At 74.1% G+C, this 21995-nt stretch carries 17 protein-coding genes; 10 read left to right on the top strand and 7 right to left on the bottom strand.

The window, feature by feature from the left end:
* Window positions 1-129: 129 nt before the first annotated feature.
* Genes ACIRBX_RS34960 through ACIRBX_RS34950 form a run of 3 tightly spaced genes read right to left on the bottom strand, consistent with a single transcriptional unit; the run spans window position 130 to window position 2856 of the window.
* Window positions 130-861 carry an SDR family NAD(P)-dependent oxidoreductase gene (locus ACIRBX_RS34960; RefSeq protein WP_402303690.1) on the bottom strand — a complete coding sequence of 244 codons (732 nt, stop codon included), beginning with the start codon at window positions 859-861 and terminating at the stop codon, window positions 130-132.
* Entirely contained in the window at window positions 858-1808 is a 951-nt protein-coding gene (locus ACIRBX_RS34955; RefSeq protein WP_402303689.1) for an SMP-30/gluconolactonase/LRE family protein, read from the bottom strand. Before ACIRBX_RS34955 ends, ACIRBX_RS34960 begins: the two co-directional genes overlap by 4 nt.
* A 28-nt stretch (window positions 1809-1836) precedes the next feature.
* Window positions 1837-2856: a LacI family DNA-binding transcriptional regulator gene (locus ACIRBX_RS34950; RefSeq protein ID WP_402303687.1), complete on the bottom strand. Its 1020-nt coding sequence runs from the start codon at window positions 2854-2856 to the stop codon at window positions 1837-1839.
* Between the two features lie 328 nt (window positions 2857-3184).
* Here ACIRBX_RS34950 and ACIRBX_RS34945 point away from each other — a divergent pair, with 328 nt between their 5' ends.
* The 7 genes from ACIRBX_RS34945 to ACIRBX_RS34915 all read left to right on the top strand — a co-directional run bounded on the left by ACIRBX_RS34945 (window position 3185) and on the right by ACIRBX_RS34915 (window position 11649).
* On the top strand, window positions 3185-4459 hold the full coding sequence (locus tag ACIRBX_RS34945) for an ABC transporter substrate-binding protein (protein ID WP_402303685.1): 1275 nt from the start codon (window positions 3185-3187) through the stop codon (window positions 4457-4459).
* A 101-nt stretch (window positions 4460-4560) separates the two neighbouring features.
* Entirely contained in the window at window positions 4561-5406 is an 846-nt protein-coding gene (locus ACIRBX_RS34940) for a carbohydrate ABC transporter permease (protein WP_402303682.1), read from the top strand.
* On the top strand, window positions 5406-6239 hold the full coding sequence (locus ACIRBX_RS34935) for a carbohydrate ABC transporter permease (RefSeq protein WP_402303680.1): 834 nt from the start codon (window positions 5406-5408) through the stop codon (window positions 6237-6239). Before ACIRBX_RS34940 ends, ACIRBX_RS34935 begins: the two co-directional genes overlap by 1 nt.
* Complete coding sequence (locus tag ACIRBX_RS34930) at window positions 6236-6940, top strand: bifunctional 4-hydroxy-2-oxoglutarate aldolase/2-dehydro-3-deoxy-phosphogluconate aldolase (RefSeq protein ID WP_402303679.1); 705 nt, start codon at window positions 6236-6238, stop codon at window positions 6938-6940. The genes ACIRBX_RS34935 and ACIRBX_RS34930 overlap by 4 nt, the downstream gene beginning before the upstream one ends.
* Complete coding sequence (locus ACIRBX_RS34925) at window positions 6937-7902, top strand: sugar kinase (RefSeq protein WP_402303677.1); 966 nt, start codon at window positions 6937-6939, stop codon at window positions 7900-7902. Before ACIRBX_RS34930 ends, ACIRBX_RS34925 begins: the two co-directional genes overlap by 4 nt.
* 130 nt (window positions 7903-8032) lie before the next feature.
* Window positions 8033-9178, top strand: coding sequence for a galactonate dehydratase (dgoD, locus tag ACIRBX_RS34920; RefSeq protein WP_402303674.1), 1146 nt, complete (start codon window positions 8033-8035; stop codon window positions 9176-9178).
* 35 nt (window positions 9179-9213) lie between these two features.
* Window positions 9214-11649 carry a glycosyl hydrolase family 95 catalytic domain-containing protein gene (locus ACIRBX_RS34915; protein WP_402303672.1) on the top strand — a complete coding sequence of 812 codons (2436 nt, stop codon included), beginning with the start codon at window positions 9214-9216 and terminating at the stop codon, window positions 11647-11649.
* Window positions 11650-11747: 98 nt separating this feature from the next.
* Here the strand turns inward: ACIRBX_RS34915 and ACIRBX_RS34910 are convergent, their stop codons facing one another.
* Window positions 11748-12305 carry a hypothetical protein gene (locus ACIRBX_RS34910; RefSeq protein ID WP_402303670.1) on the bottom strand — a complete coding sequence of 186 codons (558 nt, stop codon included), beginning with the start codon at window positions 12303-12305 and terminating at the stop codon, window positions 11748-11750.
* Window positions 12306-12518: 213 nt separating this feature from the next.
* Entirely contained in the window at window positions 12519-16424 is a 3906-nt protein-coding gene (locus ACIRBX_RS34905) for a HEAT repeat domain-containing protein (RefSeq protein WP_402303668.1), read from the bottom strand.
* A 210-nt stretch (window positions 16425-16634) separates the two neighbouring features.
* Here ACIRBX_RS34905 and ACIRBX_RS34900 point away from each other — a divergent pair, with 210 nt between their 5' ends.
* Window positions 16635-16823: a hypothetical protein gene (locus ACIRBX_RS34900; RefSeq protein ID WP_402303666.1), complete on the top strand. Its 189-nt coding sequence runs from the start codon at window positions 16635-16637 to the stop codon at window positions 16821-16823.
* A gap of 329 nt (window positions 16824-17152) precedes the next feature.
* Here the strand turns inward: ACIRBX_RS34900 and ACIRBX_RS34895 are convergent, their stop codons facing one another.
* Window positions 17153-18082 carry an alpha/beta fold hydrolase gene (locus tag ACIRBX_RS34895; protein WP_402303665.1) on the bottom strand — a complete coding sequence of 310 codons (930 nt, stop codon included), beginning with the start codon at window positions 18080-18082 and terminating at the stop codon, window positions 17153-17155.
* 99 nt (window positions 18083-18181) lie between these two features.
* On the opposite strand from ACIRBX_RS34895, the gene ACIRBX_RS34890 reads away from it, so the two are divergent.
* On the top strand, window positions 18182-18898 hold the full coding sequence (locus tag ACIRBX_RS34890) for a TetR/AcrR family transcriptional regulator (RefSeq protein WP_402303662.1): 717 nt from the start codon (window positions 18182-18184) through the stop codon (window positions 18896-18898).
* A 36-nt stretch (window positions 18899-18934) separates the two neighbouring features.
* Here ACIRBX_RS34890 and ACIRBX_RS34885 read toward each other — a convergent pair whose 3' ends face one another.
* A complete protein-coding gene (locus tag ACIRBX_RS34885) occupies window positions 18935-21271 on the bottom strand; it encodes an ATP-binding protein (RefSeq protein ID WP_402303660.1) in 2337 nt (778 codons plus the stop codon).
* 344 nt (window positions 21272-21615) lie between these two features.
* Between ACIRBX_RS34885 and ACIRBX_RS34880 the strand changes: the two genes are divergently transcribed.
* A complete protein-coding gene (locus ACIRBX_RS34880; RefSeq protein WP_402303658.1) occupies window positions 21616-21990 on the top strand; it encodes a hypothetical protein in 375 nt (124 codons plus the stop codon).
* Window positions 21991-21995 lie beyond the last annotated feature (5 nt).

The following is a 21995-nucleotide window of genomic DNA, read 5'->3' as shown; positions in this document are numbered from 1 at the left end:
GGCGCGGAAGGCAGAGAAGGAAGCGGCGCCGAGGGGTGTGCGGGAGGCGGAGCCGGGGGACGCGCCGGGTGAGGCGCGGTGGGGAGTGCGGAAGGAACGGGCGGAGTGGGGCGGGCAGTCGGTCGTGGCCTATTCGCCGGCCCAGATGGTTCGGCCGCCGTCGACGGTGACGGTCTGGCCGGTGACGTACGCGGCGCCGGGGGAGGCCAGGAAGGCGACCACGGCCGCCACGTCCTGCGGGGTGCCGATCCGGCCGAGCGGGATGCGGGCGCGGATCGCGGCCAGCTCCTCCTCGTCGGCGGCCAACCAGGGGGTGGTGAAGATCCCGCCGAGGCTGATCGCGTTGACCCGGGAGTGCGGGGCGCAGTCCACGGCGAGCTGCCGGGTCAGCGCCTCCAGGCCGCCCTTGGCCGCCGCGTAGGCGGAGTGCTCGCGGAAGGCGGTGGCGGCGTGGATCGAGGAGGTCAGCACGGTGCTGCCGCCGGAGTCGCCCAGCAGGTCGCGGAAGGTCCGCACGCCCCGGTAGGCGGCGGTGACGTGCAGGTCCAGCAGGACCGCCCAGCTGTCGGGGGGCGTGGCGCCGATCGGGGTGCGGGCACTGCTGCCGGAGTTGAAGTAGAGCAGGTCCAGCCGGCCGTGACGGTCCGTCACCAGCGCGTGCAGGGCGGCCCAGGAGTCGTCCGAGGTGACGTCACAGTGCGCGTAGCGGGCGGCCGGGCCGATCTCCTCGGCGGCGGCCCGGCCGGCCTCGTCGTCGACGTCGGTGAGCAGCAGCGTCCAGCCCTCGGCGGCGAGCAGCGCGGCGGTGGCCCGGGCGATCTCGCCGGCCGCGCCGGTGACGACCGCGACCCGGGGGGTCATCGGATGGTCCCGGCGGAGGGCGCGGCGGAGGGGACGGCGGAGGGAGCGGAGGAGGGCGCGGCGGCGGGGAGGGTGCCCGCGAAGCGGACGGCGGGCAGGCCCTCGGCGTCGACCCGCAGCCGGAAGGTGCGCCCGGCCAGCGGGGAGCGGGCCAGCTCCTCGGGGGAGAGCGCCACGGCGGCGGAGGTGACGACCAGTTCGTCCAGCGCGCCACCGGTGAAGGCGCAGCTGGTCGGCCGGGAGACCGGGAACTCGAGCACTCCGGTGAGCGCGCCGTCGGGGGAGTGCCGCAGCACCGCGCCGCCGTCCCAGACGGCCGTCCACAGCGCGCCCGCGGCGTCCACGGCCAGGCCGTCCGGGACGCCGAGGCGCGGGTCGAGGAAGATCACCGAGCGGGGCTCGCCGAGGGTGCCGGTGCGGTCGTCGTACGCGTAGCCGGTGACGGTGCCGGCCAGCGAGTCGGTGACGTACATGACGGTGCCGTCCGGGGACCAGCCGAGGCCGTTCGGCACGGTCAGGCCGCCGAGCGCCTGCCGTACGGAGCCGTCCGGCTCGACCACCCAGAGGCTGCCCTGCCCGGCCTCGGCGCGGCGGCTCATGACGCCCACCCAGAACCGGCCGGACGGGTCGCACTTGCCGTCGTTGGCCCGGACCACGGCCGGGTCCAGCGGGATGCGGGCGAAGACCTGCGGGGTGCCGCCGGCGGTCAGCGCGGCCACCGTGGTGCCGTAGGCGCCGAGCCAGCGGCCGTCCTGCCAGGGGACGGCGCAGCCGAGGAAGTCCGGCACCGCCGAGAAGGCGACGGTGTCGCCGTCGGCGACGCCGAACAGCCGGTCGTCGATGCCGACCAGGGCGAGCGTCCCGGTGGCGTCGTCCCAGCTCGGGCCCTCGCCCAGCAGCAGGGCGGGGTGGTCGAGCAGGGTGGGCTCGGTGTGCCAGATCTTCATGGGGTGGTGGTCACCTCGGAGGTCGTGATCAGTCGCCGGGGGCGCTGGTGGAGCCGCGGGCGATGATCTGGGGTGCGGTGGGGATGACGGTGTCGCCGGTCTCCTCGCCGTTGAAGACGGCGAGCAGGGCGTCGACGGCCGCCGCGCCTAGTTCGGCGAGCGGGGTGGCGACGGTGGAGAGGGTGGGGACCAGGTAGTCGGCCATCGGGTAGTCGTCGTTGGCCAGCACGGAGAGGTCCTGGGGCACCCGCAGCCCGGCCTGGGCGGCGGTGCCGAGCACGCCGACGGCCTGGGCGAAGGAGCTGGTGAAGAGCGCGGTGGGCGGCTCCAGGGCGGACCGGAGGTCGGTCAGGCCGCGGGCGCCGCCGCCCTCGTCGAAGGGCTGGAGGGTGATGGTCGGCTCGGGGAGCCGCAGCTCGCGGCAGCGGGAGCGGAACGCCTGGATGCGCTCGACGCTCGGGGTGTACTCGGTGGGGCCGCCGATGTGGCCGAGCCGGCGGTGGCCGAGGCCGACCAGGAAGTCGACCGCCTCGCGGGCGGACTGGGCGACGTCCATCACGACGTTGGCCCGCCCGTGCGGGCTGCTGCGGTTCACCAGCACGTAGGGCAGCTGCTTGCGGGTGAGCAGGAACGGCAGGTCGCTGTCGGTCGAGGCGGAGCCGACGATCACGCCGTCGATCCGTCCGGAGTCGATGACCATCTCCAGCCCGGCCCGTGACGCCTCGTCACCCGCGTCCTCGGCGGTCAGGGTCATGAAGCCGAGCTCCAGGGCGCGGCGGGTGGCGCCCCGGGCGATGGTGGCGTGGGTGGGGTTGGAGAGCGGGGGCAGCACCAGGGCGATGGCTCCGGTGCGGCCGGTGGCCAGCGAGCGGGCCGGGCCGTGCGGGCGGTAGCCGAGCCGGCGGGCCGCCTCGTGGATCCGGGCCCGGGTCTCCTCGCTCACGCTGGTGCCCGGTGCGTCGTTGAGCACCTTGGAGGCGGCCGACTTGGAGACGCCGGCGGCGGCGGCCACGTCGGTGAGGCGGGGGCGGGTGGGCGTCTCGGGCATGGAAGCTGCTGTCTCCTGATCCGGTCGCGCCGCCGGGTCTCCGTGGCGCTCGAACACGCCCGGCGGCCTGCGGGCGCGCGTGGGCTGGACGGGATGTCCATCAGTTCATCTACCACAGCGCTGCCCGGTGGGGTGCCCGGGTCCGTTCGTGTGGCCAGGTTAGGCCCATCGACACGCCTAGTCAACCGGTTTCCTGCTGGGCAGTAACGAACGCGTTACGATGATTGACGCTGCTGTATCCGGCTGGTTAACGTCGGCGCCATCGTAAGGAAACCGGTTGATCTGCCGAATCCCCGGCGGTCGCCGGCCCCCACTCCTGGAGGCTGAAATGCCCGGTAGAAAGCTCACCGCGATCAGCGCCCTCGCCGTCGCCGCCACCCTGGCGCTGAGCAGCTGCAGCAGCGGCGACTCCGGCTCCACCGGCACGGGCGGGACCACCACCCTCAAGGTGATCGGCTGGAAGGGCGGCCCGGCGGAGCCCGCCAAGATCAAGGAGATCAACGCCGCGTTCGAGGCCGCCCACCCGAACATCAAGATCGACTACGTCTACCAGCCGGCCAACGACCCGTACACCCAGAAGCTGAACGCCGCCTTCCTCGGCGGCAAGGCCGAGGACGTGGTGATGACCAACACCGCCAACGCGGCCCGCTGGGGCAAGTCCGGCTACCTGATGGACCTGTCCGACCAGGCGTGGGTGGCCGATCTGGCGCTGCCCGCCAAGCAGTTGGCCACCGTGGACGGCAACAAGCTGATCGCCCAGCCCAGCGAGATGGTCGGCATCGGCCTGTTCAGCAACCTGGAGATCCTCGCCTCGGTCGGCATCACCAAGGCCCCGGCCAGCTGGCCCGAGTTCCTGGACGCGCTGAACGCGCTGAAGAAGGCCGGCAAGCCCGGCCTCGCCCTGCCCGACAAGGAGGGCTGGTCGGTGGACGCCGCGATCAACGCCACCGCCTCCTCCGAGGTCTACGCCAAGACCGCCGACTGGAACCAGAAGTTCGCCGCCCGGGAGACCACCTTCGCCGCCGAGCCGGGCTGGAAGAACTCGATCGACAAGATCCTCTCGCTCGGTCAGAAGGGCCTGATCGACTACAAGGAGCAGCTCGGCATCTCCGACTTCGGCCAGGGCCCGCAGGACTTCAAGGCCGGCAAGAGCGCCTTCCTGCTGCAGGGCTCCTGGGCACTGGCCGACATCGCCAAGGACGTCCCCAAGGTCCAGCTCTCCGCCTGGCCGGGCGGCGACTCCGCCGCGACCAACGGCGCGATGAACGCCGTCGGCACCATGTGGGCGGTCAACGCCAAGACCAAGAACGCCGCCGCCGCCAAGGAGTACCTGAAGTTCTGGTCCACCAAGGCCGCGCTCGACCAGTACCTGACCGCCGAGTCCGCGTTCTCCCCGTTCACCACGGTGCCCTCGCCCAAGGTCCCGAACGCCGAGCCCTACGTGGCCACCGTCGACGCCGGCCGGTTCTTCGTGCTCCCCGAGAACTCCTGGGCCGGCGGTGCCTCGCAGACCGCGATGCAGAACGCCGTCCAGGCCCTGCTGCTCGGTCAGAAGAACGTCGACCAGACGCTGGCCGCCTTCGACGCCGCCGCCAAGGGCTGACCCGCGCCCGAGCGAGCCACCGCCCCGTACCACCGGCCACGGAGAGAACCACCGCAATGACCCGCAAACGCGCCCGCCCTCGCGCCCGGAGCCGCAGCCTCGTGCCCTTCACGGTGCCGGCGATCGGCCTGTACGCCCTCTTCACGCTGTACCCGCTGGCGAGGTCGATCCCGCTGAGCCTCACCGACTCCACCGGCGGGCCCACCGCGAACGACGTCGGCCTCGCCAACTACCGCACCATGTACGGCTCGGAGGACGTCCGGACCGCGCTGCTGCACACGATCGTCTACACCGTCGTGGTGGTGGTCGCGCAGACCGCCCTCGGGGTGGCCATCGCGGCCGTGCTCCGCCGCTGGGGGACCTACGGCAAGGTGCTCAGCGTGGTGCTGCTCACCCCGGCGCTGCTCTCCCCGGTGATGGCCAGCTTCATCTGGTCCTCGCTCTACCAGGGCGACGGCCTGGTGAACAGCACGCTGGAGTCGCTCGGCCTCGGCGGCCTCACCCAGGTCTGGCTGGGCGACCCGGCCACCGCGCTGTACGCCATCGCGGTGGTCAACGTCTGGATGTTCGCCGGATTCTCGGCGGCGATCTTCGCCGCCGGCTTCCGGGGCATCCCCGACGAACTCCTGGAGGCCGCCGAACTGGACGGGGCGGGCCGCTGGACCCGCTTCCGCCGGATCGAGTGGCCGCTGCTCGCCCCGGCGCTGACGGTCAGCGTCACGCTCAGCCTGACGGGCTGTCTGCGGGTGCTGGAGCTCCCGCTGGTGATGACCAACGGCGGGCCGGCCAACTCCACCCGCACGCTCGGCCTGCTGATCTACCAACAGCTCTTCACCCAGGGCAGCGTCGGCTACGGCACCGCGATCGCCGTGCTGCTCCTGGTCCTGGTGGTCGTCGCCGCAACTGCGGTCAACTCGCTGCTGCGACGCCGAGAAGGACGGATCTGATGCGCGACACCAAGCTCGGCCCGAGGGCCCTGGCGGCCCGGGCCCTGGGCGCCGCCGCCGTACTGCTCTTCGTCACCCCGTTCCTGTTCGCGGTCAGCACCTCGCTGCGCCCGGCCGGGGACGTGGCGAGGGACCCGGTGGCGCTGCCCACCTCGTTCACCTTCGAGAACTTCACCCGGGTCTACTCCGAGATCGAGTACGCCCGCAGCCTGTTCAACACCCTGGTGATCACCGGCGGCACCTGCCTGGTGGTGGTGCTGGTCGGTGCGATGGCCGGCTACGGGCTCGGCCGCTCCACCCGGCGCTGGTCGGTCTGGGTCTACCGGGCCTTCATGGCCGGGCTGTCCGTCCCGTTCTTCGTCTTCATCGCCCCGCTCTACCTGCTGATGCGCGACCTCCAACTGCTCGGCACCACCGGCGGAGTGATCCTGATCTACGCCGCCGTCAACCTGCCGATCGCGGTCTTCTTCTACACCAGCTTCGTCCGGGCCATCCCCGAAGAGCTGGACGAGGCCGCCCAGTTGGACGGCGCGGGCCGGCTGCGCACCTTCGTCTCGGTCTACCTCCCGCTGCTCGGTCCGGTCAGCGCCACCCTGCTGCTCTTCGTCACCCTCTCGGTCTGGAACGACCTGATCATCCCGCTGGTCTTCCTCCAGGACGCCGGCCAGCGCACCATCGTGGTCAACGCCTACGCGCTGCTGGACCCGAAGATCGCCCAGCCGACCGACCTCTTCCCGGCCGCGCTGCTCGGCATCCTGCCGCTGCTGCTGCTCTTCGTGTTCTTCCAGCGCCGGATGGTCGAGGGCATGACCGGCGGGGCGGTGAAGGGATGACGGCCGCCGATTCCGCCGCCTGGTCCGCCGAGGACCCCACATCCCGGTCCACCGCCGATGCCCGGCTCGCCGACGCGCTGCGCCGCCACCCGGTGGTGGCCATCCTGCGGGCCCCCGACGGGCGGCACCTGGAGCGGACCGTGCACACCCTGGCCGAGGGTGGCGTCACCGCCGTCGAGATCACCGTCACCACCCCGGACGCGCTGCCCGTACTCGCCCGGCTGCGGCGGGAGTTGGACGACTCGGTGCTGCTCGGCATCGGCACTGCCAGCACCGCCGGACACCTCGCCGCCGCCGAGGAGGCGGGCTGCGACTTCGTGGTCAGCCCGCACACCGACCCGGAGCTGATCCGGGCCGCCGCCCGGGCCGGCCTGGCCACCCTCCCCGGCGCACTCACCCCCACCGAGGCGCTCGCCGCGCACCTGGCCGGGGCCACCGCCGTCAAGCTCTATCCGGCCGGCACCCTCGGCCCCGGCTACCTGAGCGCGCTGCGGGCACCGCTGCCGCAGATCCCCTTCGTCCCCACCGGCGCGGTCGAACTCGCGGACATACCAAGCTGGTTGGCGGCCGGCGCGGTCGCCGTCGGCCTCGGCGGCCCGCTGCTCGGCCGCACCCTGCTGACCGGCGACCAGGACGACCTCCGCACCCGCCTGCGCACCCTGCGGCAGGCCCTCACCGCACCCGCCCGGGAGACGGCATGACCACCGCGCACGCGCACCCCGCCCTCGTCACCCTCGGGGACGTGCTGGCCTCGCTCACCAGCGCGGTGCCCGGCCCGCTGGTACGCGGCGGCGGCCTGGCCGTCCGGGTGGCCGGAGCCGAGGCGAACACCGCGATCGGGGTCAGCCGGCTGGGCGTCCCGGCCGCCTGGCAGGGCGTGCTCTCCTCGGACGAGCTGGGCGATCTGATCACCCGTGAGCTACGGGCCGAGGGCGTCACCGTGCACGCCCGCCGGGCACCGGAGCCGACCGGCCTGCTGATCCGCACCCTGCGCACCGCCGAGCGCTCCACCGTCGCCTACTACCGGGCCGGTACGGCGGGCACCACCCTGCTGCCGGAGGACCTCGACCTGGACGCCGTCCGCCGGGCCGGCCTGCTGCACGTCAGCGGGATCACCCCGGCGCTCGGCCCCGGCCCGGCCGAGGCGGTGCGGACCGCCGTCCGGGCGGCCGTGGCGGCCGGCGTGCCGGTCAGCACGGCGCTGAACCACCGTCAGCGGCTGTGGAGCGAGGGGCGGGCCCGGCCCGAACTCACCTGGCTGGTCCGCCACAGCGCGGTGGTCTTCGCCTCGGCGGCGGAGGCCCGGCTGGTGCTCGGCAAGGACCTCCCCGCCGATGCCGCCGCCGCCGCGCTGGCCGGGCTCGGTCCCGAGGAGGTGCTGGTCTCCGACGGCGGCGGCGCCCTCGGCGTGTACGCCGGCGGCCTGGCCCGGCTGCACCACCCGACCGCCCGGACGGTGGTGGACACCGTCGGCGCGGGCGACTCGCTGGCGGCCGGTTACCTGGCCGCCCGGCTGCGCGGCCTGCCACTCGCCGAGCGGATACGGATCGCGCTGGCCACCGCCCGGCACGCCGTCACCACGGTCGGGGACTGGGACGGCCTGCCGACCTGGGACGAGGTCGCGGCGCAGGACGACCGGCAGACCGACGACATCACCCGCTGACCCGCAGGCGGGCCGGACCGGCCGACCCACAGGCGGGCTGCCCCCGACCCGGACCGCCTGCCCCGTACGCAGCTTGATCCGTACGCAGCGTCACCCGCACGAAGACTGACACGCCCTCAGGAGGACTGGCATGAAGATCACCGGCTGGGAGACCTTCCTGGTTGCCCCCCGCTGGCTGTTCCTGCGCGTCGACACCGACGCCGGGATCAGCGGCTGGGGCGAGCCCATCGTCGAGGGCCGGGCCGAGGCGGTGAAGGCGGTGGTCGACACCCACTTCGAGTACCTCGTCGGCCGGGACCCGCGGCGGATCGAGCAGCACTGGCAGACCCTCACCAAGTCCGGCTTCTACCGGGGCGGCCCGGTCTTCTCGAGCGCCGTCGCCGGGATCGACCAGGCGCTCTGGGACATCACCGCCCGCGCGCTCGGCGTGCCGGTGCACGCGCTGCTCGGCGGCGCCGTCCGGGACACCGTGCGGATGTACACCTGGGTGCACGGCCTCGACCCGGACGAGCTGGCCGCCGACGCCAAGGTCAAGGTCGCCCAGGGCTTCACCGCCGTCAAGGTCAACCTGACCGAGGCCGCCGACCCGATCCCGTCCAAGCGCGACCTGGAGTTCTGGGCGCACCGGATGCGGGTGCTGCGGGAGGCGGTCGGGGACGAGGTGGACATCGCGATCGACGTGCACGGCCGGTTCTCCACCGCCGCCACGCTGGCGATCCTGCCGCTGCTGGAGCCGGTGCGGCCGTTCTTCGTCGAGGAGCCGGTGCTGCCCGAGCACGGCGCGCAGCTGCGGCGGATCGTGGAGTCCACCCCGATCCCGATCGCCACCGGTGAACGGCTGTTCTCGCGGCGGGAGTTCGCCGAGCCGCTGGCGGCCGGGGTGGCGGTGGTGCAGCCCGACCTCTCGCACGCGGGCGGCATCTCCGAGGTGCGCCGGATCGCCGCCGCCGCCGAGACCCACGACGCCCTGCTCGCCCCGCACTGCCCGCTCGGCCCGATCGCCCTGGCGGCCAGCCTCCAGGTCGACTTCGCCACCCCCAACTTCCTGATCCAGGAACAGAGTCTGGGCATCGGCTACGCCGAGGGCAACGACCTGCTGGCCTACGTCCGCGACCCCTCGGTCTTCGACATGACGGACGGCCGGATCCGCCGCCCGGAGGGCCCGGGCCTGGGTATCGAGGTGGACGAGGGCGTCGTCCGGGAGGCCGCCCGCACCGGCCACGCCTGGCGCCCGCCGCTCTGGCAGCACACCGACGGGTCGTTCGCCGAGTGGTGAGCGACCCGCGAATCCTCCGGGAGGACGACGAACCGATGGTCCATCAGCTGCACTACGCCGCCCCGGCCACCACCGCCACCGAGGCCCTGCTGCTCGGCAACGGCCGCGACGGCGCGATGATCCACGGCGGTGTCCGGCAGGAGCGGATCGACCTCAACGCCGACACCCTGTGGTCCGGCGGCCCGGTGCCGGCCCGTACCGGGCCGCCGCCCGCCGCCGGGCTGCCCGCGCTGCGGGACGCGGTGTTGCGCGACGGGGACCACGAACGGGCGGACCGGCTGGCGGCCGGCTTCCAGGGGCCGTTCGGGCAGGGCTACCAGCCGCTGGGTGCCCTGCTGTTGGACTTCCCGGATGCGGCCGGTCCGGAGGCGGGGGGCCGGGCGGGTGTGGCTGGTCCGGAGGCGGGGGGCCGGGCAAGTGAGGCCACCGGCTACGCCCGGGTGCTCGATCTCGACCGGGCCGTCCACACCGTCGAGTACCTGCGCGGCGGGGTGCACCACCGGCGCGAGGCGTTCCAGTCCGCACCGGCCGGTGTGCTGGTGCTGGACCTCACCGTCGACCGGCCCGGCGCGCTCGCCTTCTCGGCTCGGCTGACCTCCCCCCACCCCCGCACCACCCACGCCGTCGGCCCGTCCGGCGCACTGCTCACCGGCCGGGCCCCGGCCCACCTGGAGTTCGACCGCCCGGCCCCGCTCACCTACCTCCCCGACGCCGGCACCGGCTTCGCGGCGGCCCTGCACGTCGAGGCCGTCGGCGGCACCGTGCGGGCGGCGGAGGACGGGACCCTCACCGTCACCGGCGCGGACCGGGCCACCCTGACGATCGCCCTGGCCACCGGCTACCGGGGCTGGCGCGAGCGGCCCGTCGGCCCCGAGGACGGCCCGGTGCGGGAGGCGTGCCACGTGCTCGCCACCGCCGTGGCCCGGCCGTACCGCGAACTGCTGGAGGAGCACGTCCGGGACCACCGGGCGCTGTACCGCCGCTGCTCGCTCCGGCTCGGCCCGGCCGGGGCTGTCGGCGCCCTGCCCACTAGCGCCCTGCCCACCGACGAGCGGCTGGCCGCCTTCCGCGCCACCCGCCACGACCCAGGACTGACCGCCCTGCTGTTCGCCTACGGCCGCTACCTGTTGATCGCCTCCTCCCGCCCCGGCAGCCAGCCCGCCAACCTCCAGGGCATCTGGAACGACGACACCGCCCCGCCGTGGAACAGCAACTGGACCACCAACGTCAACCTGCCGATGAACTACTGGCCGGCCGAGATCACCAACCTGGCGGAGTGTCACCAACCGCTGCTGAGCCTGGTCGAGGACCTCGCCGAGGCCGGTGCCCCCACCGCCCGTGACCTCTACGGTTGCCGGGGCTGGACCGTCCACCACAACACCGACCTCTGGCGCCCGACCGCCCCGGTGGCCGGCTCGCCGAGCTGGGCGATGTGGCCGATGGCCGGAGCCTGGCTCTGCGCCCACCTGTGGGAGCACTACCGCTACGGCGGGGACCGCGCCTTCCTGGCCGAGCGCGCCTACCCCGCGATGCGCGGCGCGGCGCTCTTCCTGCTGGACTTCCTGGTCGAGGACGGGGACGGCGCGCTGGTCACCTGCCCCTCCACCTCGCCCGAGCACCACTTCCGCACCCCCGGCGGCGGCTACGCCGCCGTCACCGCCGGTACCACCATGGACCTGGAGCTGGCGCGCGAGCTGTTCGCCGACTGTGCTGCCGCAGCACGGGAGTTGGGCACCGACGAGGAGTTCGCGAACCGGCTGGACCAGGCCCGCGCCCGGCTGCGCGAGCCGGGCGTCGGGGCCGGGGGCCGGCTCCAGGAGTGGGACGGGGACTTCCCACCCGAGGACCCGGGCCACCGGCACTTCTCCCACCTGTACGGCCTGTTCCCCGGCGAGCGGATCGATCCGGTCACCACCCCCGGCCCGGCCGCCGCCGCAGCCGCCGCCCTCCGCCACCGGCTCGACCACGGTGGCGGCAGCACCGGCTGGAGCGCCGCCTGGGCGGCGGCGCTGGCCGCCCGGCTCGGTGACGGTGCGTCGGCCCACCGCGCGCTGACCGAACTGCTCGCCGCCTACACCTTCCCCAACCTCACCGGGATGTGCCCGCCCGAGTTCTTCCAGATCGACGCCACCTTCGGCGCCACCGCCGCCATCGCCCGCTGCCTGCTCCAGTCCCACCAGGACGTGCTGCGCCTGCTGCCCGCCCTCCCGGCGGACTGGCCGGAGGGGACCGTCACCGGCCTGCGCGCCCCGGGCGGGGTGACCGTCGGCATCGGCTGGGCGGCCGGCACCCTGACCTGGGCCCGGGTCGGCACCGTCGGCGCGGGCGAGCTGACGGTCCGCCTGCCGGCCGGCACCGGCCCGGTGACGGTCACGGACGGGGTGGGACGGGTGGTCCCGCACCTCCGGAAGGACGAGGACCTGCACCTGACCGCCGGGGCCGAGACGGTCCTGACGATCCGTCCGGCCTGACGGCAGGAGAGGGCGGGGCGGACCGGTCGGGGAGGGGCAGTGGCCGCTCATCCCTCCCCGACCGCCGCCCGTGCCTCCGCTCACCACCCGTCAGGTGCTCAGCCGCCGCCGGGGATTCCGCTCTCCGCCTGCCAGGGCCGCGGCCAGTTGCCCGAGGGCGGCGGTGGCCCGGCGATCCCGAGGTCGCCGCGCGCCCGCTCGTAGAAGGCGTCCCGGGCCCGGCTCATCACCTGCTCCGCCTGCGCCCACCCGACCGGATCGGTCCGCAGACCCCGTGCGTACAGCTCCACGTTCCACACCGCCTCGTGCCAGGCCCGGGCAGCGGCGACGGTCTCCGCGTCCCCCACCAGCAGCACCGACTCCCACTCGGCAGCCCGCCGCGACTCCGCCTCGGCGAGCAGCTTCAAGCCCTCCTCCGGCTCCAACGGGTCGACCACGTTGGCGAACCCCCGGGCCGCCCCGATCCGTTGTGCGATCCGGATCTGCGCCTTCAGCGCGTTCGCGTACCCCACGTAGATCTGGAACCGCTTCTCGTCCCACCGCTCGGCCCGTGTCCGCCGCCACCGGCTCCGCTCCGCGACGCTCGACGCGGCGATCGACCCCACGGCCCCCACCACCACCCCGACCAGCGCCGGCACCTGCTCCCACAGTCCCATCGCTCCCCCTCACCCGCGTACCTGCCAGCACCCTGCCACGCACGGGCACCGCACGGAACGGCGATCGGCGAAGTCCGGCTACCAGGGCGGGTTTTCGTGCGGGCCGACGACCTGCTGCCTGCGCCGGCGGAGGTCCCGCACTGCTCTGGTGTCGAGAACCCGTCCGAGGCTGAGGGTGGATCCTCGGTGATCAACCCCGGAGGGGCTGGTCGGTCACTGCGTACCCAAGAACGACAGTGCCTCCCCGGCGGTCCGGCGAATGTCCTCGTCGTCGTGCCGCTCCATTGCGCGAATGAGGGGAAGAGTGTCCGGCGCGTCCGGCCACAGCAGTGTGAGCAACTTGATCACGCACATCCTGACGTCAGGCGGCTGCTCCTCATCGGTGTGCCCGCACACGACCGGCCATGCCAGGGCCGGGAACCGCACCGCGAGGACCTGTAGGGCAGTGCGGCGGACCTCGGTGTCGGAGTCGGCCGTGGCGGCCAGGAAGGCGTGTCGGCTGTCCTCCCGTTCCGGCCAGTACTCCCCGAGCAGGTCCAGGGCGGTGCGGCGGATGCGGGGATGGGTGTCCTGGGTGGCGGCCAGCGCGGCCTGTCGGCTGTCCTCCCGTTCCGGCCAGTACTGACCGAGGATGTCGAGGGCGCTGTCGCGGATGTCGGGGTGGGTGTCCTGGGTGGCGGCCAGGACGAGGCCGTGGCTGTCGTCCCGTTCCGGCCAGCAGCGTCCGAGCAGACGGAGGGCGGTGCGGCGGACCTGGGTGTCGGTGTCCCTGGTGGCGGCTACGGCGGCGTGGTGGCTGTGGTCCGACTCTGGCCAATACTGTCCGAGGGAGTCGAGGGCGCCGGCACGGACGTGGGCGTCGGTGTCCTTGGTGGCGGCAACGGCGGCGCGGTGACTGGCATCGCGTTCTGGCCAGCAGTCTCCGAGGACTTGGATGGCACTGCGGCGGACTTCGGGGTGGGTGTCGGTGGTGGCGGCCAGGACGAGGCGGTGGCTGTCGTCCCGCTCACGCCAGTGCCGACCGAGGGCGTCGATGGCGATGGCGCGGACACCGGCCTGGGTGTCCTGGGTGGCGGTCAGGACGGCCGTGTGGCTGTCGTCGTGGCCCGGCCAGTACTCCCCGAGTGCGTAGAGGGCGGTGTGGCGGACTTCGGGGTGGGTGTCGGTGGTAGCGGCCAGGACGAGGCCGTGGCTGCCGTGCCCTTCCGGCCAGTAGTGTCCGAGGGCATCGAGGGCGATGGCGCGGAGGTTGGGATCGGTGTCCTGGGTGGCGGTCAGGACGGCTGTGTGGCTGTCGTCGCGTTCCGGCCAGCAGTCTCCGAGTGTGTAGAGGGCGGTGTGGCGGACTTCGGGGTGGGTGTCGGTGGTGGCGGCCAGGACGGCTCGGTGGCTCTCACTCCGATTCCGCCAGTACTCCCCCAAGAGGTTGAGGGCGGTGCGGCGCAGGTCCGGGTGGGTGTCCTGGGTGGCGGCCAGGACGGCTGCGTGGCTGTCGTCGCGTTCCGGCCAGTACTCCCCGAGCGTGTCGAGGGCGGTGCGGCGGACGATGGCATCGGTGTCGGTGTCGGTGTCCTCGACGGCGGCCAGGACGGCGTGCTGGCTGTCGTCCCGCTCCGGCCAGTACCGCCCGAGCAGGCGGAGGGCGGTGCGGCGCACCTGGGGGTCGGCATCGGTGGTGGCGGCCAGGACGGCTCGCCGGCTGTCGTCCCGCTCCGGCCATCGTTCTCCGAGCACCCGCAACGCTGCAGTACGGAGGAACGGGTCCCATGGAATGCGCGTGTGCTGGTGGGCCCCGTCCCAGTCCCAGCTCAGAGCCGCGGCGACGCTGCCGGCGGTGCTCGAGCCGCTCTGTGTCCCGTGGGCGTGGTACCAGCGCAGGTAGCGTTCGCGGCCGCTCCAGAAGCGGTCGAAGGTCCCGAGGGCCGGCAGGGCCTCGTGGATGGAGGGATACGGGATCCAGCGAAGCGTGATGGTGAGGGCGTCGATGACGGCGTCGCTCTGCGCGGCTACCGACAGGTGCCGGTCCTTCGTCCTCGGTGTGGGCGAGGCGCCGATCTCCTTGACCTCGGCCAGGACCCGGATGGCCAGTACCAGCATCGGTACTGACCATCCATCGGACTTGCGTCGGCGTTGGTGCTGGTGGAGCAGGTTCGCGATGAGAGCCGCCACGCCCCGTTGAGGAAGGCTGCCGGCCGTGAGCAGCAGGACCTCGTGCCAGGCGGGGTCCTGTGCACGTTCGGCCAGGATTGCGACGGTCTCGTCGCGGGTCCACTCCTCCTCGCGGGAGCGCTCCAGGAGGTCGCTGGCGGCCAGGTACTCGAGGAAGGTGCGGTGGACGAACCCGTAGATGCCGCCACCGTAGTGGGCGAGCAGGAAGTTGCGGTCACGCAGTCGCGCGACCACGTGGCCGGCGGCGATGTCGGAGGCGGTGCGGGAGACGTTCTGCTCGGTCAGGTAGGCGCTGATGATGGCGGTCAGCTCGCTGTGCTGGATGAACGTGCCCGCCGGGCGCCCGGCGCCTTCCTGCATGCGGCGGGCGATGCGCTGCAGCACCTTCAGGCGCCGGTCGACGTCGAGCCACTCCAGCGCCTGGGCCGCCTCGCCGGTGACGTGCGCGTGCGGGTGGAGAAACTTGGCGTCCTTGTCCCACTGCTCGATGAGCACCTCCACCGCGTGGGCGTAGACCTCGCGCCGTTCCCGGGGGATGGTCTTGCCGAGCCCCATCGAGGCGACGACGGTGAGCAGCAGCGGGTTGCCCGCCAGCTCCGCCACCGCCCGCACCCCCCGCACCGCCCCCAGCAGACGCTCGCTCAACTGCGCAGCCAGTGACGGCCTCTGCGGATGCGCGGCGGCGTACCAGAGCCGGATGAACCGCTCGACCTGCCCGCGTTCCAGGTCCTGGAGCATCACCTGGGTGAAGCCCGCCGCGGTGAACTCCCCGGCCCGGTAGCCGTATTCACGCGAGGTCACGACCACCCGAACCCCCGGGTGGGCTGCGGCGAACGCGGTGATCCGTCGTGCGGTCTGCGCCCGCACCTGCGGATCGAAGACCTCGTCCAGGCCGTCGAAGAACACCACCGCCCGGCCCAGAGCCAGCAGGCGCTCCAGATCCGTGCGCGGCAGGCACATCCGGTCCTGCTGCTCCACGTGCTCCAGGAAGTCCTCGATCGTCCGCTCACGCCACTGTGCCTGCGCGTACTGCCGCAACTCGACCACCACCGGCACCAGTCCGGACAACCCGGCGAGTTCGGCCGGTACCTCCTCCGGTGCTCCGGCCAACGCCAGCGCGGCGAACTTGACCAGCGTCGACTTGCCCGCACCGGGATCTCCCAGCACCACCATCCGCCGCCCGCCCTCGCCCGCGAGCACCTCCAGCACCGGCCGCGCGGGCTGCCCGTGGTAGTCCTTGCGCAGGTCGCGCGCCGCGTCGGCCTCCAGGCCGGGCGGCAGATCCGCCTCCGCCAGCTCGCCTGCTGCCATCAGCAACCGGCGGACCTCACCCGGGACCTTGACCACATGCGGGCGGCACGACTGCGGCATGAAGACCTGCCGCACCTCGATCTCCGGCTGCTCGCCGGCACTGCCCGAGGCCCCCAGGACGTCGAGGTCCAGCCGCCGGTGCACCTGCTGCACGCGCTGCCGGTACGCCGCCACCGAGGCCGCCAACTCGACTTCCTGCAGCCGCTCTTGGTCATCGGTGCCGTCAACGGCCGTCCGGGCGGCGTCGCGTTCCGCACGGGCCTCCTCCAGGAGCCGCTCCCACCGGGGCCGCTCCGCGCGCAGCCAGCGCGCGTTCAGCCGGCCGTCTTCCACCAGTGACTGCGCCCCGGCCCACGAGGACCACACCGCCACCACCGCCATCAGCACCTCGATGTCCTGCGGGACCTGTGCCTCACGGCCGCGGTCGGCCGCAGGCACCCAGGAACTGATCCGCTGGCCGGCGAAGGTCCCGGTCCCGGCTCGCTCGGTGCGGCGGACGGCACTCTCCAGTACCGCCTGCCCGTAGAGGGCCCCCTGCGCCTTGCGAGCCTGTTGCGCCCGTTCCTTCAGCTCCAGCAGGCCCAGATGCAGCGAATGCCGCTTCGGACCCGGCTCCGACTCGCCCCCCGGCACCGCCATGCCGCCCCGCCTCTCACCCACCCGCAGGTGCCCGCCCTGCCCGCAAGGGGGTCGGCGGGTACCCGGGGTACCCCGTCACCGACCAGCAGCGTAGTGCTCACCATGCCCTCTGCGCCCGCATGTTGGGACTCCCGGTGGCTGTCGGTGACACCTTCGAAACCAACACCGGGCCCGGCGACCCCGTATCAGCGGCCACCGAGAGGACCCCCTGTGACCAACGCCCCGACCGCCAAGCCCGAGTCCGCCGACGAGTCCACCTCTGACGTGCCGGTGGGCACCTCGCCCACCCGCACCTTGACCGTCCGTCAGGTCGGCCGCACCGCCCTGCTGGCCTTGCTCACCCAGGCCCCGGCCCCCGTCCTGGTCGCCGTCGTCGACTGGTGGCTGAAGACCCACTGACCTCCGGCCCCTGGCCGGTGTGGCCGGTTCCCCGGAGCCGGCCACACCCGGTCCGTGCGCACGCACTCCTGACGGGGCGTCACTGATGTGTGGAGCGTCGCGATGCCACGCGGGGCGACCCCGTCCTATGTCTTGGCCTCACCGTGAACCGAGCGGCCGTGGCGCCTGGCTGGACGATCCCGATCGGCCGATCTGACGCTCTGCGCTCCGGGACCCGCCCGCCGCACTGTGACGGTGTGTCAGCGTCCCCGGCCGCAGGCCCGACTGACGGAGCCCGTGCGGAGCTCCGGCGTGCCGCAGGCCGAGTCGGCGCCGCTATGCGAGGTCTCCTACGGACGCACGCCTCGGCCGGCGTCCGCGTCGGCCAGTGCGCGGAGCTCGCCGACGACGGTGGGCCAGACCGGTTCGGGCAGTTCATGGCCGACCCCGGGCAGCAGCAGCTTGCGGGCGTTCGGGATCCGGGCGGCGATGGCCGTGGCGGCGGTGGGCTTGATCAGGGGATCGTCGGCACCGTGCAGGACCAGGGTCGGGTGCCGGAGGACGCTGATCGGCCCGCCGTGCCACTGGGCGCCGATCTGGCGGCTCTGCGCCTGCTGGTCGTGGACGCCCGCGTCGGCGGTGCGTTCGGCGGTCGCGCGGGCGGCGTCCTCGTCGAAGGGGCGGGCCGGGGAGGCGAGCAGCCGGGCGACCGCGACGCTCGCGGCGACCGCGCCCTCCCGGGTGGCTGGGAACTTCAGCCGGGTGAACTTGGCGAGGGTCCCCAGCCGGATGAACCGCAGGGTCCGCAGGCCCGCGACATCGCCGGGAACCGCCGACATCGTCGTCACGGTCCGGACCCGGCCGGGGTGTCGCAGGGCCACCCGCTGGGCGATCGCCCCGCCGAGCGAGACGCCCAGCAGGTGGGCGGACGGCCAGGCCAGCGCGTCCAGGACGGCGATCGCGTCGTCCGCCATGTCCTCGGCCGTGTAGGCGTCGCCGCGCTTGCGGAACAGTGCGGTGACGGGGTTCCCGGTGGCGACGGGCGGCAGGTGGGTCGACTCGCCGCCGTCGCGCTGGTCGTAGCGGGCGACGGCGAAGCCGGCGGCGGTGAGGAGGTGGCACAGGCCGTCCGGGAGCCAGAGCCGGTTGACGCCGAGGCCGGTCATCAGCAGGAGCGGCTCCCCGGCGGCCGGCCCGGCGAATCGGTCGTACGCGAGGCGGACCGGCCCGTTCTCGGCGAAGCGGACGGGGGTCCAGGGGTGCTGGGCGGATTCGGACATGGCGGCCTCCCGATAAAGTGCGAATGTAGTTCGCAGTTTCAGCATAGGGGACGCTTGCAGGCAGCGACAGGACAGCGGAGCAGAGAGGAAGGTGCACGCGTGGCCCAGGAGCCCGTCATCGTCTGGACCCGGCCGGAGCGTGGTGCCCGCGGGCCCGCCGCCGGGCACACCCGCGCGGAGCTGGCCGGGGTCGCCGTCCGGCTGGCTGACCGGGACGGCCTCGCGGCGGTGTCGATGCGTCAGGTCGGCGCGGAGCTGGGCACCGGGCAGGCGTCGCTGTACCGCTACCTCGGCTCCCGGGACGACCTGCTCGACCTGATGACCGACGCGGTCGCGGGCGAGATCGACCTGGCCGTGCCGCTCACCGGTGACCCGGTCGAGGACCTGGTCGCACTCGCGGTCCGGGCGAGGGCCGTGCGGCTGCGGCATCGCTGGCTGGTCGACGTGCCCCCGGAGCCGCTCCGGATCGGTCCGCGCGGGATGGACTTCCTGGAGTACGCGCTGCGGGCGCTCGCCCCGGCAGGGCTGCCCGGCCGGGCAGCCCTGGAGGTGACCGCCGTGCTGAACGCCCTGACCGAGCAGTTCGCCCGCGCGGAGTCGCAGGCCGGCCGTGAACTGAACGGCCGTCAGGCGGCGCAGGCCGGGTACCTCGGGGAGACCGCGGCCCGGGGTGGACACCCGTACCTCGCGGCGGCCATGGCCGGGCAGTCGGAGGCGGAGCCGGCGGAGGACGAGGGGGTGCGGTTCCGACGGATCGTGCGGCAGGCACTCGCCGGCCTGATCGCCCGGGGCCCGCACGGCCCCGAGGGTGGCTGAGCCGGTCCTGCGGCGGTGATTCGGCCGGCCTTCCGGTCAGTGTCGGCCGGTGCCACCGCCGGAGTCGGAGCTTGTCCCGGTGCGGCGTTCGGTGATCCAGGTGGCGATCTGGGCGCGGGAGGTGAAGGCGAGCTTGGCCAGGACGTGTTCGACGTGGGACTCCACGGTGCGGGTGGAGATGACGAGCCGTTCGGCGATCTCGCGGTTGGAGAGCCCGTCCGCGACCAGCTCGGCGACTTCGGTCTCCCGGCGGGTCAGGGGCCCGCTGCGGCCCGGGCGGGCGGTGGCGGCCGGGGCGGGGGGTTCGGGTTCGTCGAGGGCGAGGGCCACCGTCCGTTCGTAGCCCAGGGTGCGGCCCTCGGCCACGGCCCGGTCGAAGGCGGTGTCGCCGAGCTGCTGCCGGGCGAGGTCCACGCTGCGCCGGCGGTCCTCCCGGAGGTGGTCGAAGAGGTGCGAGCTGGCCGACTCCTGGACGGCCTCGGCCGCGCCGAGCAGGCGGGCGCCCGCCCCGGGACGGCCCTGGGCGACGGCGGTCCAGGCCAGGGCCGCCACGCAGAGGCCGACCCCGAGGCGGTCGTCGAAGGCCCGGCGCAGTTGCAGGGCCTCCCGCACCAGCAGCTCGGCCCGGGCCGGAGCGCCGTCCCGCAGCACCTCGACGCCCCGGGCCCAGAGCGCCCAGGAGCGGAACCAGCCCTCCCGGCGCTCCGTGCACATCCGCAGGCAGCGCTCGTGCAGGGCGGCAGCCCGCTCGCCCGTGCCCAGCCGGGCCTCCACCGAGGCCAGGTGGATGCCGGTGGTGACCAGCCCGGCCGGGTCGTCGGCCGCCTCTTCCTGGAGCGCGAACGCCTCCCGCAGCAGGGCCCGGGCCCGGGGGAGGTCGTCGTCGGTCAGCGCGGCCAGCCCGGCGGCGTACCGGGCCTGGGCGAGCGCGGGCGGGTCGGCCAGCCGCTCGGCGAGGGTGCTGCCCTCCGCCAGCAGGGCGGCTGCTGACGGGCCGTCACCCTGGAGCGCGGCCAGCCGGGCGGCGGTGCAGAGCGCGAGCGCCCGGGGCGGGCCCGCCGAGTCGTCGGCGGCCAGCAGCCGGGCCAGCCAGTGCCGGCCCTCGGAGAGGAAGCCGGTGGCGATCCAGTGGTAGGCCAGCAGGGAGGCCAGGGTCAGGCCGTCGGTGGTGCGGTCGGGCCGGGTGGCGCAGAGCTCCAGGGCAGCCCGCAGGCTGGGGTGGCAGGCCCGGAGACGGGTGAAGACCTCCGCCTGCTGCTCGCCGAACCAGTCGGCCCGGGCGGTGGCGGCCAGCTCCAGGCACCAGTCCAGGTGCCGCAGGGCGACCCGTTCGGCCGCCGCCGGGGCGTCGGCGAGCCGGTGCCGTCCGTACTGGCGCAGGGTCTCCAGCATCCGGTACCGGGCCCGGGGGCCGCTGCGGTCCACCGTCAGCACCGACTGGGCGAGCAGGCCGCCGAGCAGGTCGAGCACCTCGTCCACCGCGAGGCCGTCGCCGGAGCAGACCGCCTCGGCGGCGTCCAGGTCGAAACCGCCGGGGAACACCGAGAGCCGCGCCCAGAGCAGCCGCTCGGGCGGGGAGCAGAGGTCGTGACTCCAGTCCACCAGGGCCCGCAGGGTCTGCTGGCGCGGCCGGGCGGCCGGGCTACCGCCGACCAGCAGGCGGTAGCGGTCGTCCAGCCGGCCCAGTACCTGGGGGACCGTCAACACCCGGAGCCGACGGGCGGCCAGCTCCAGGCTGAGCGGGAGGCCGTCCAGGCGGCGGCAGAGCTCGGCCACGGCGGCCGTGTTGGCGTCGTCCAGCCGGAAGCCGGGTGAGACGTCGCCGGCCCGCTCGACGAAGAGGTCCACCGCGTCCGAACCGGTGGGCGTGCCGGTGCCCGTCGGGTCCGGGAGGGAGAGCGGACGGACCTCCAGCACCCGCTCGCCGTCGATGCCCAGCACCGTCCGGCTGGTGGTCAGCACCCGCAGCGCCGGGGCGGCCCGGAGCAGGGTGTCCACCAGGGCCGCGCAGGCGTCGAGCAGGTGCTCGCAGTTGTCGAGGACGAGCAGGGCGTGCCGGGTCTCCAGGTAGCGGGTGAGCACGGCCTCGGGCGGGCGGCCGGAGGGGTCGTTGAGGTTCAGCCGCTCCGCGACGGTCTGGGCGAGCAGCGCGCCGTCGGCGGTCTCGGCCAGCTCGACGAACCAGGTGCCGTCCGGGAAGGCCCGGCGCAGGTCGGCGGTGGCGCGCAGGGCGAGCCGGGTCTTCCCGACGCCGCCGATGCCGTGCAGGGTCAGGCAGCGGGTGGCCGCGAGCGCTTCGCGGACCGCCGTGAGTTCGCGTCGCCGGCCGACGAAGCTGGAGACCTCGGCCGGCAGGGTGTCGGTGGCCGCCATCAGGCTGCCCAGTCTATTCCGGGCCCCGGAGGCAGGGCGGGGAGTCGGGCGCGGGCGTGTCCGGCCTCCGGGGACGGGCAGGACCGTGCTCCGGAGGCTGTCCGGCGTTGCCGGGCCGGCGGCACCTCGGCCGACTCCGGCGGCGGGTGGGAGGCGCTGCTGTCGAGGGTGGGCGGGCCCGCGTCGGTGAGCTCGACGGGGCCGGGGTGCGGGCGGGACGTCCGTGGTGCTGTCCGTGGTTTCCCCGTACCGGGGCCGGGCCAGGGCGAGGAGGGTGGTGCTCGGAACCAACCGGCCGGGCGGTCACCCGCCACGGCCGGGCCCGCAGACCCGAGGAGCCGACGATGGGTACCCTCAGCCCCGTCCCCGTCCCCGTCCCCGTACCGGCCGTCTACCTGCGCTGCCACCCGCAGGACCCGCGCCGCATGACGGCCTATCAGGAGGCCACCCGGCGCTTCGCGCTGCGCCTGGGTATGAGGCCGCCGACGATCTACCTCGACAGTGGCTACGCCGACGCCGAACACCGGCCCGCCTTCGAGCAGTTGGTCCGGCAGGTGCTGGCGGGTCGGCACCGGGTGGTGCTGATCCCCGGACCGTGGGTGTTCTCCGCCGACGACGCGGAGAGTGCGGCAGCCCTGCGGTTGCTCGGTGCGGCGGGTTGCCGGGTGGTGCGGATCCCGGCCCGGGCCCGGCCGAGCCGTCGCACGATGGCGGCCTGAGTGCA

The sequence above is a fragment of the Kitasatospora sp. NPDC096147 genome, assembly GCF_044763225.1.
Lineage (GTDB): Bacteria > Actinomycetota > Actinomycetes > Streptomycetales > Streptomycetaceae > Kitasatospora.
Note: the sequence above shows the minus strand (reverse complement) of the source record. Positions and strands in the feature narration are given on the sequence as shown.

Bases quoted from the DNA above. Each gene is read 5' to 3' on its own strand.
- ACIRBX_RS34960 (WP_402303690.1), bottom strand. From the start codon at position 861: ATGACCCCCCGGGTCGCGGTCGTCACCGGCGCGGCCGGCGAGATCGCC.
- ACIRBX_RS34955 (WP_402303689.1), bottom strand. From the start codon at position 1,808: ATGAAGATCTGGCACACCGAGCCCACCCTGCTCGACCACCCCGCCCTG.
- ACIRBX_RS34950 (WP_402303687.1), bottom strand. From the start codon at position 2,856: ATGCCCGAGACGCCCACCCGCCCCCGCCTCACCGACGTGGCCGCCGCC.
- ACIRBX_RS34945 (WP_402303685.1), top strand. From the start codon at position 3,185: ATGCCCGGTAGAAAGCTCACCGCGATCAGCGCCCTCGCCGTCGCCGCC.
- ACIRBX_RS34935 (WP_402303680.1), top strand. From the start codon at position 5,406: ATGCGCGACACCAAGCTCGGCCCGAGGGCCCTGGCGGCCCGGGCCCTG.
- ACIRBX_RS34930 (WP_402303679.1), top strand. From the start codon at position 6,236: ATGACGGCCGCCGATTCCGCCGCCTGGTCCGCCGAGGACCCCACATCC.
- ACIRBX_RS34925 (WP_402303677.1), top strand. From the start codon at position 6,937: ATGACCACCGCGCACGCGCACCCCGCCCTCGTCACCCTCGGGGACGTG.
- dgoD (WP_402303674.1), top strand. From the start codon at position 8,033: ATGAAGATCACCGGCTGGGAGACCTTCCTGGTTGCCCCCCGCTGGCTG.
- ACIRBX_RS34915 (WP_402303672.1), top strand. From the start codon at position 9,214: ATGGTCCATCAGCTGCACTACGCCGCCCCGGCCACCACCGCCACCGAG.
- ACIRBX_RS34910 (WP_402303670.1), bottom strand. From the start codon at position 12,305: ATGGGACTGTGGGAGCAGGTGCCGGCGCTGGTCGGGGTGGTGGTGGGG.
- ACIRBX_RS34905 (WP_402303668.1), bottom strand. From the start codon at position 16,424: ATGGCGGTGCCGGGGGGCGAGTCGGAGCCGGGTCCGAAGCGGCATTCG.
- ACIRBX_RS34895 (WP_402303665.1), bottom strand. From the start codon at position 18,082: ATGTCCGAATCCGCCCAGCACCCCTGGACCCCCGTCCGCTTCGCCGAG.
- ACIRBX_RS34885 (WP_402303660.1), bottom strand. From the start codon at position 21,271: ATGGCGGCCACCGACACCCTGCCGGCCGAGGTCTCCAGCTTCGTCGGC.
- ACIRBX_RS34880 (WP_402303658.1), top strand. From the start codon at position 21,616: ATGGGTACCCTCAGCCCCGTCCCCGTCCCCGTCCCCGTACCGGCCGTC.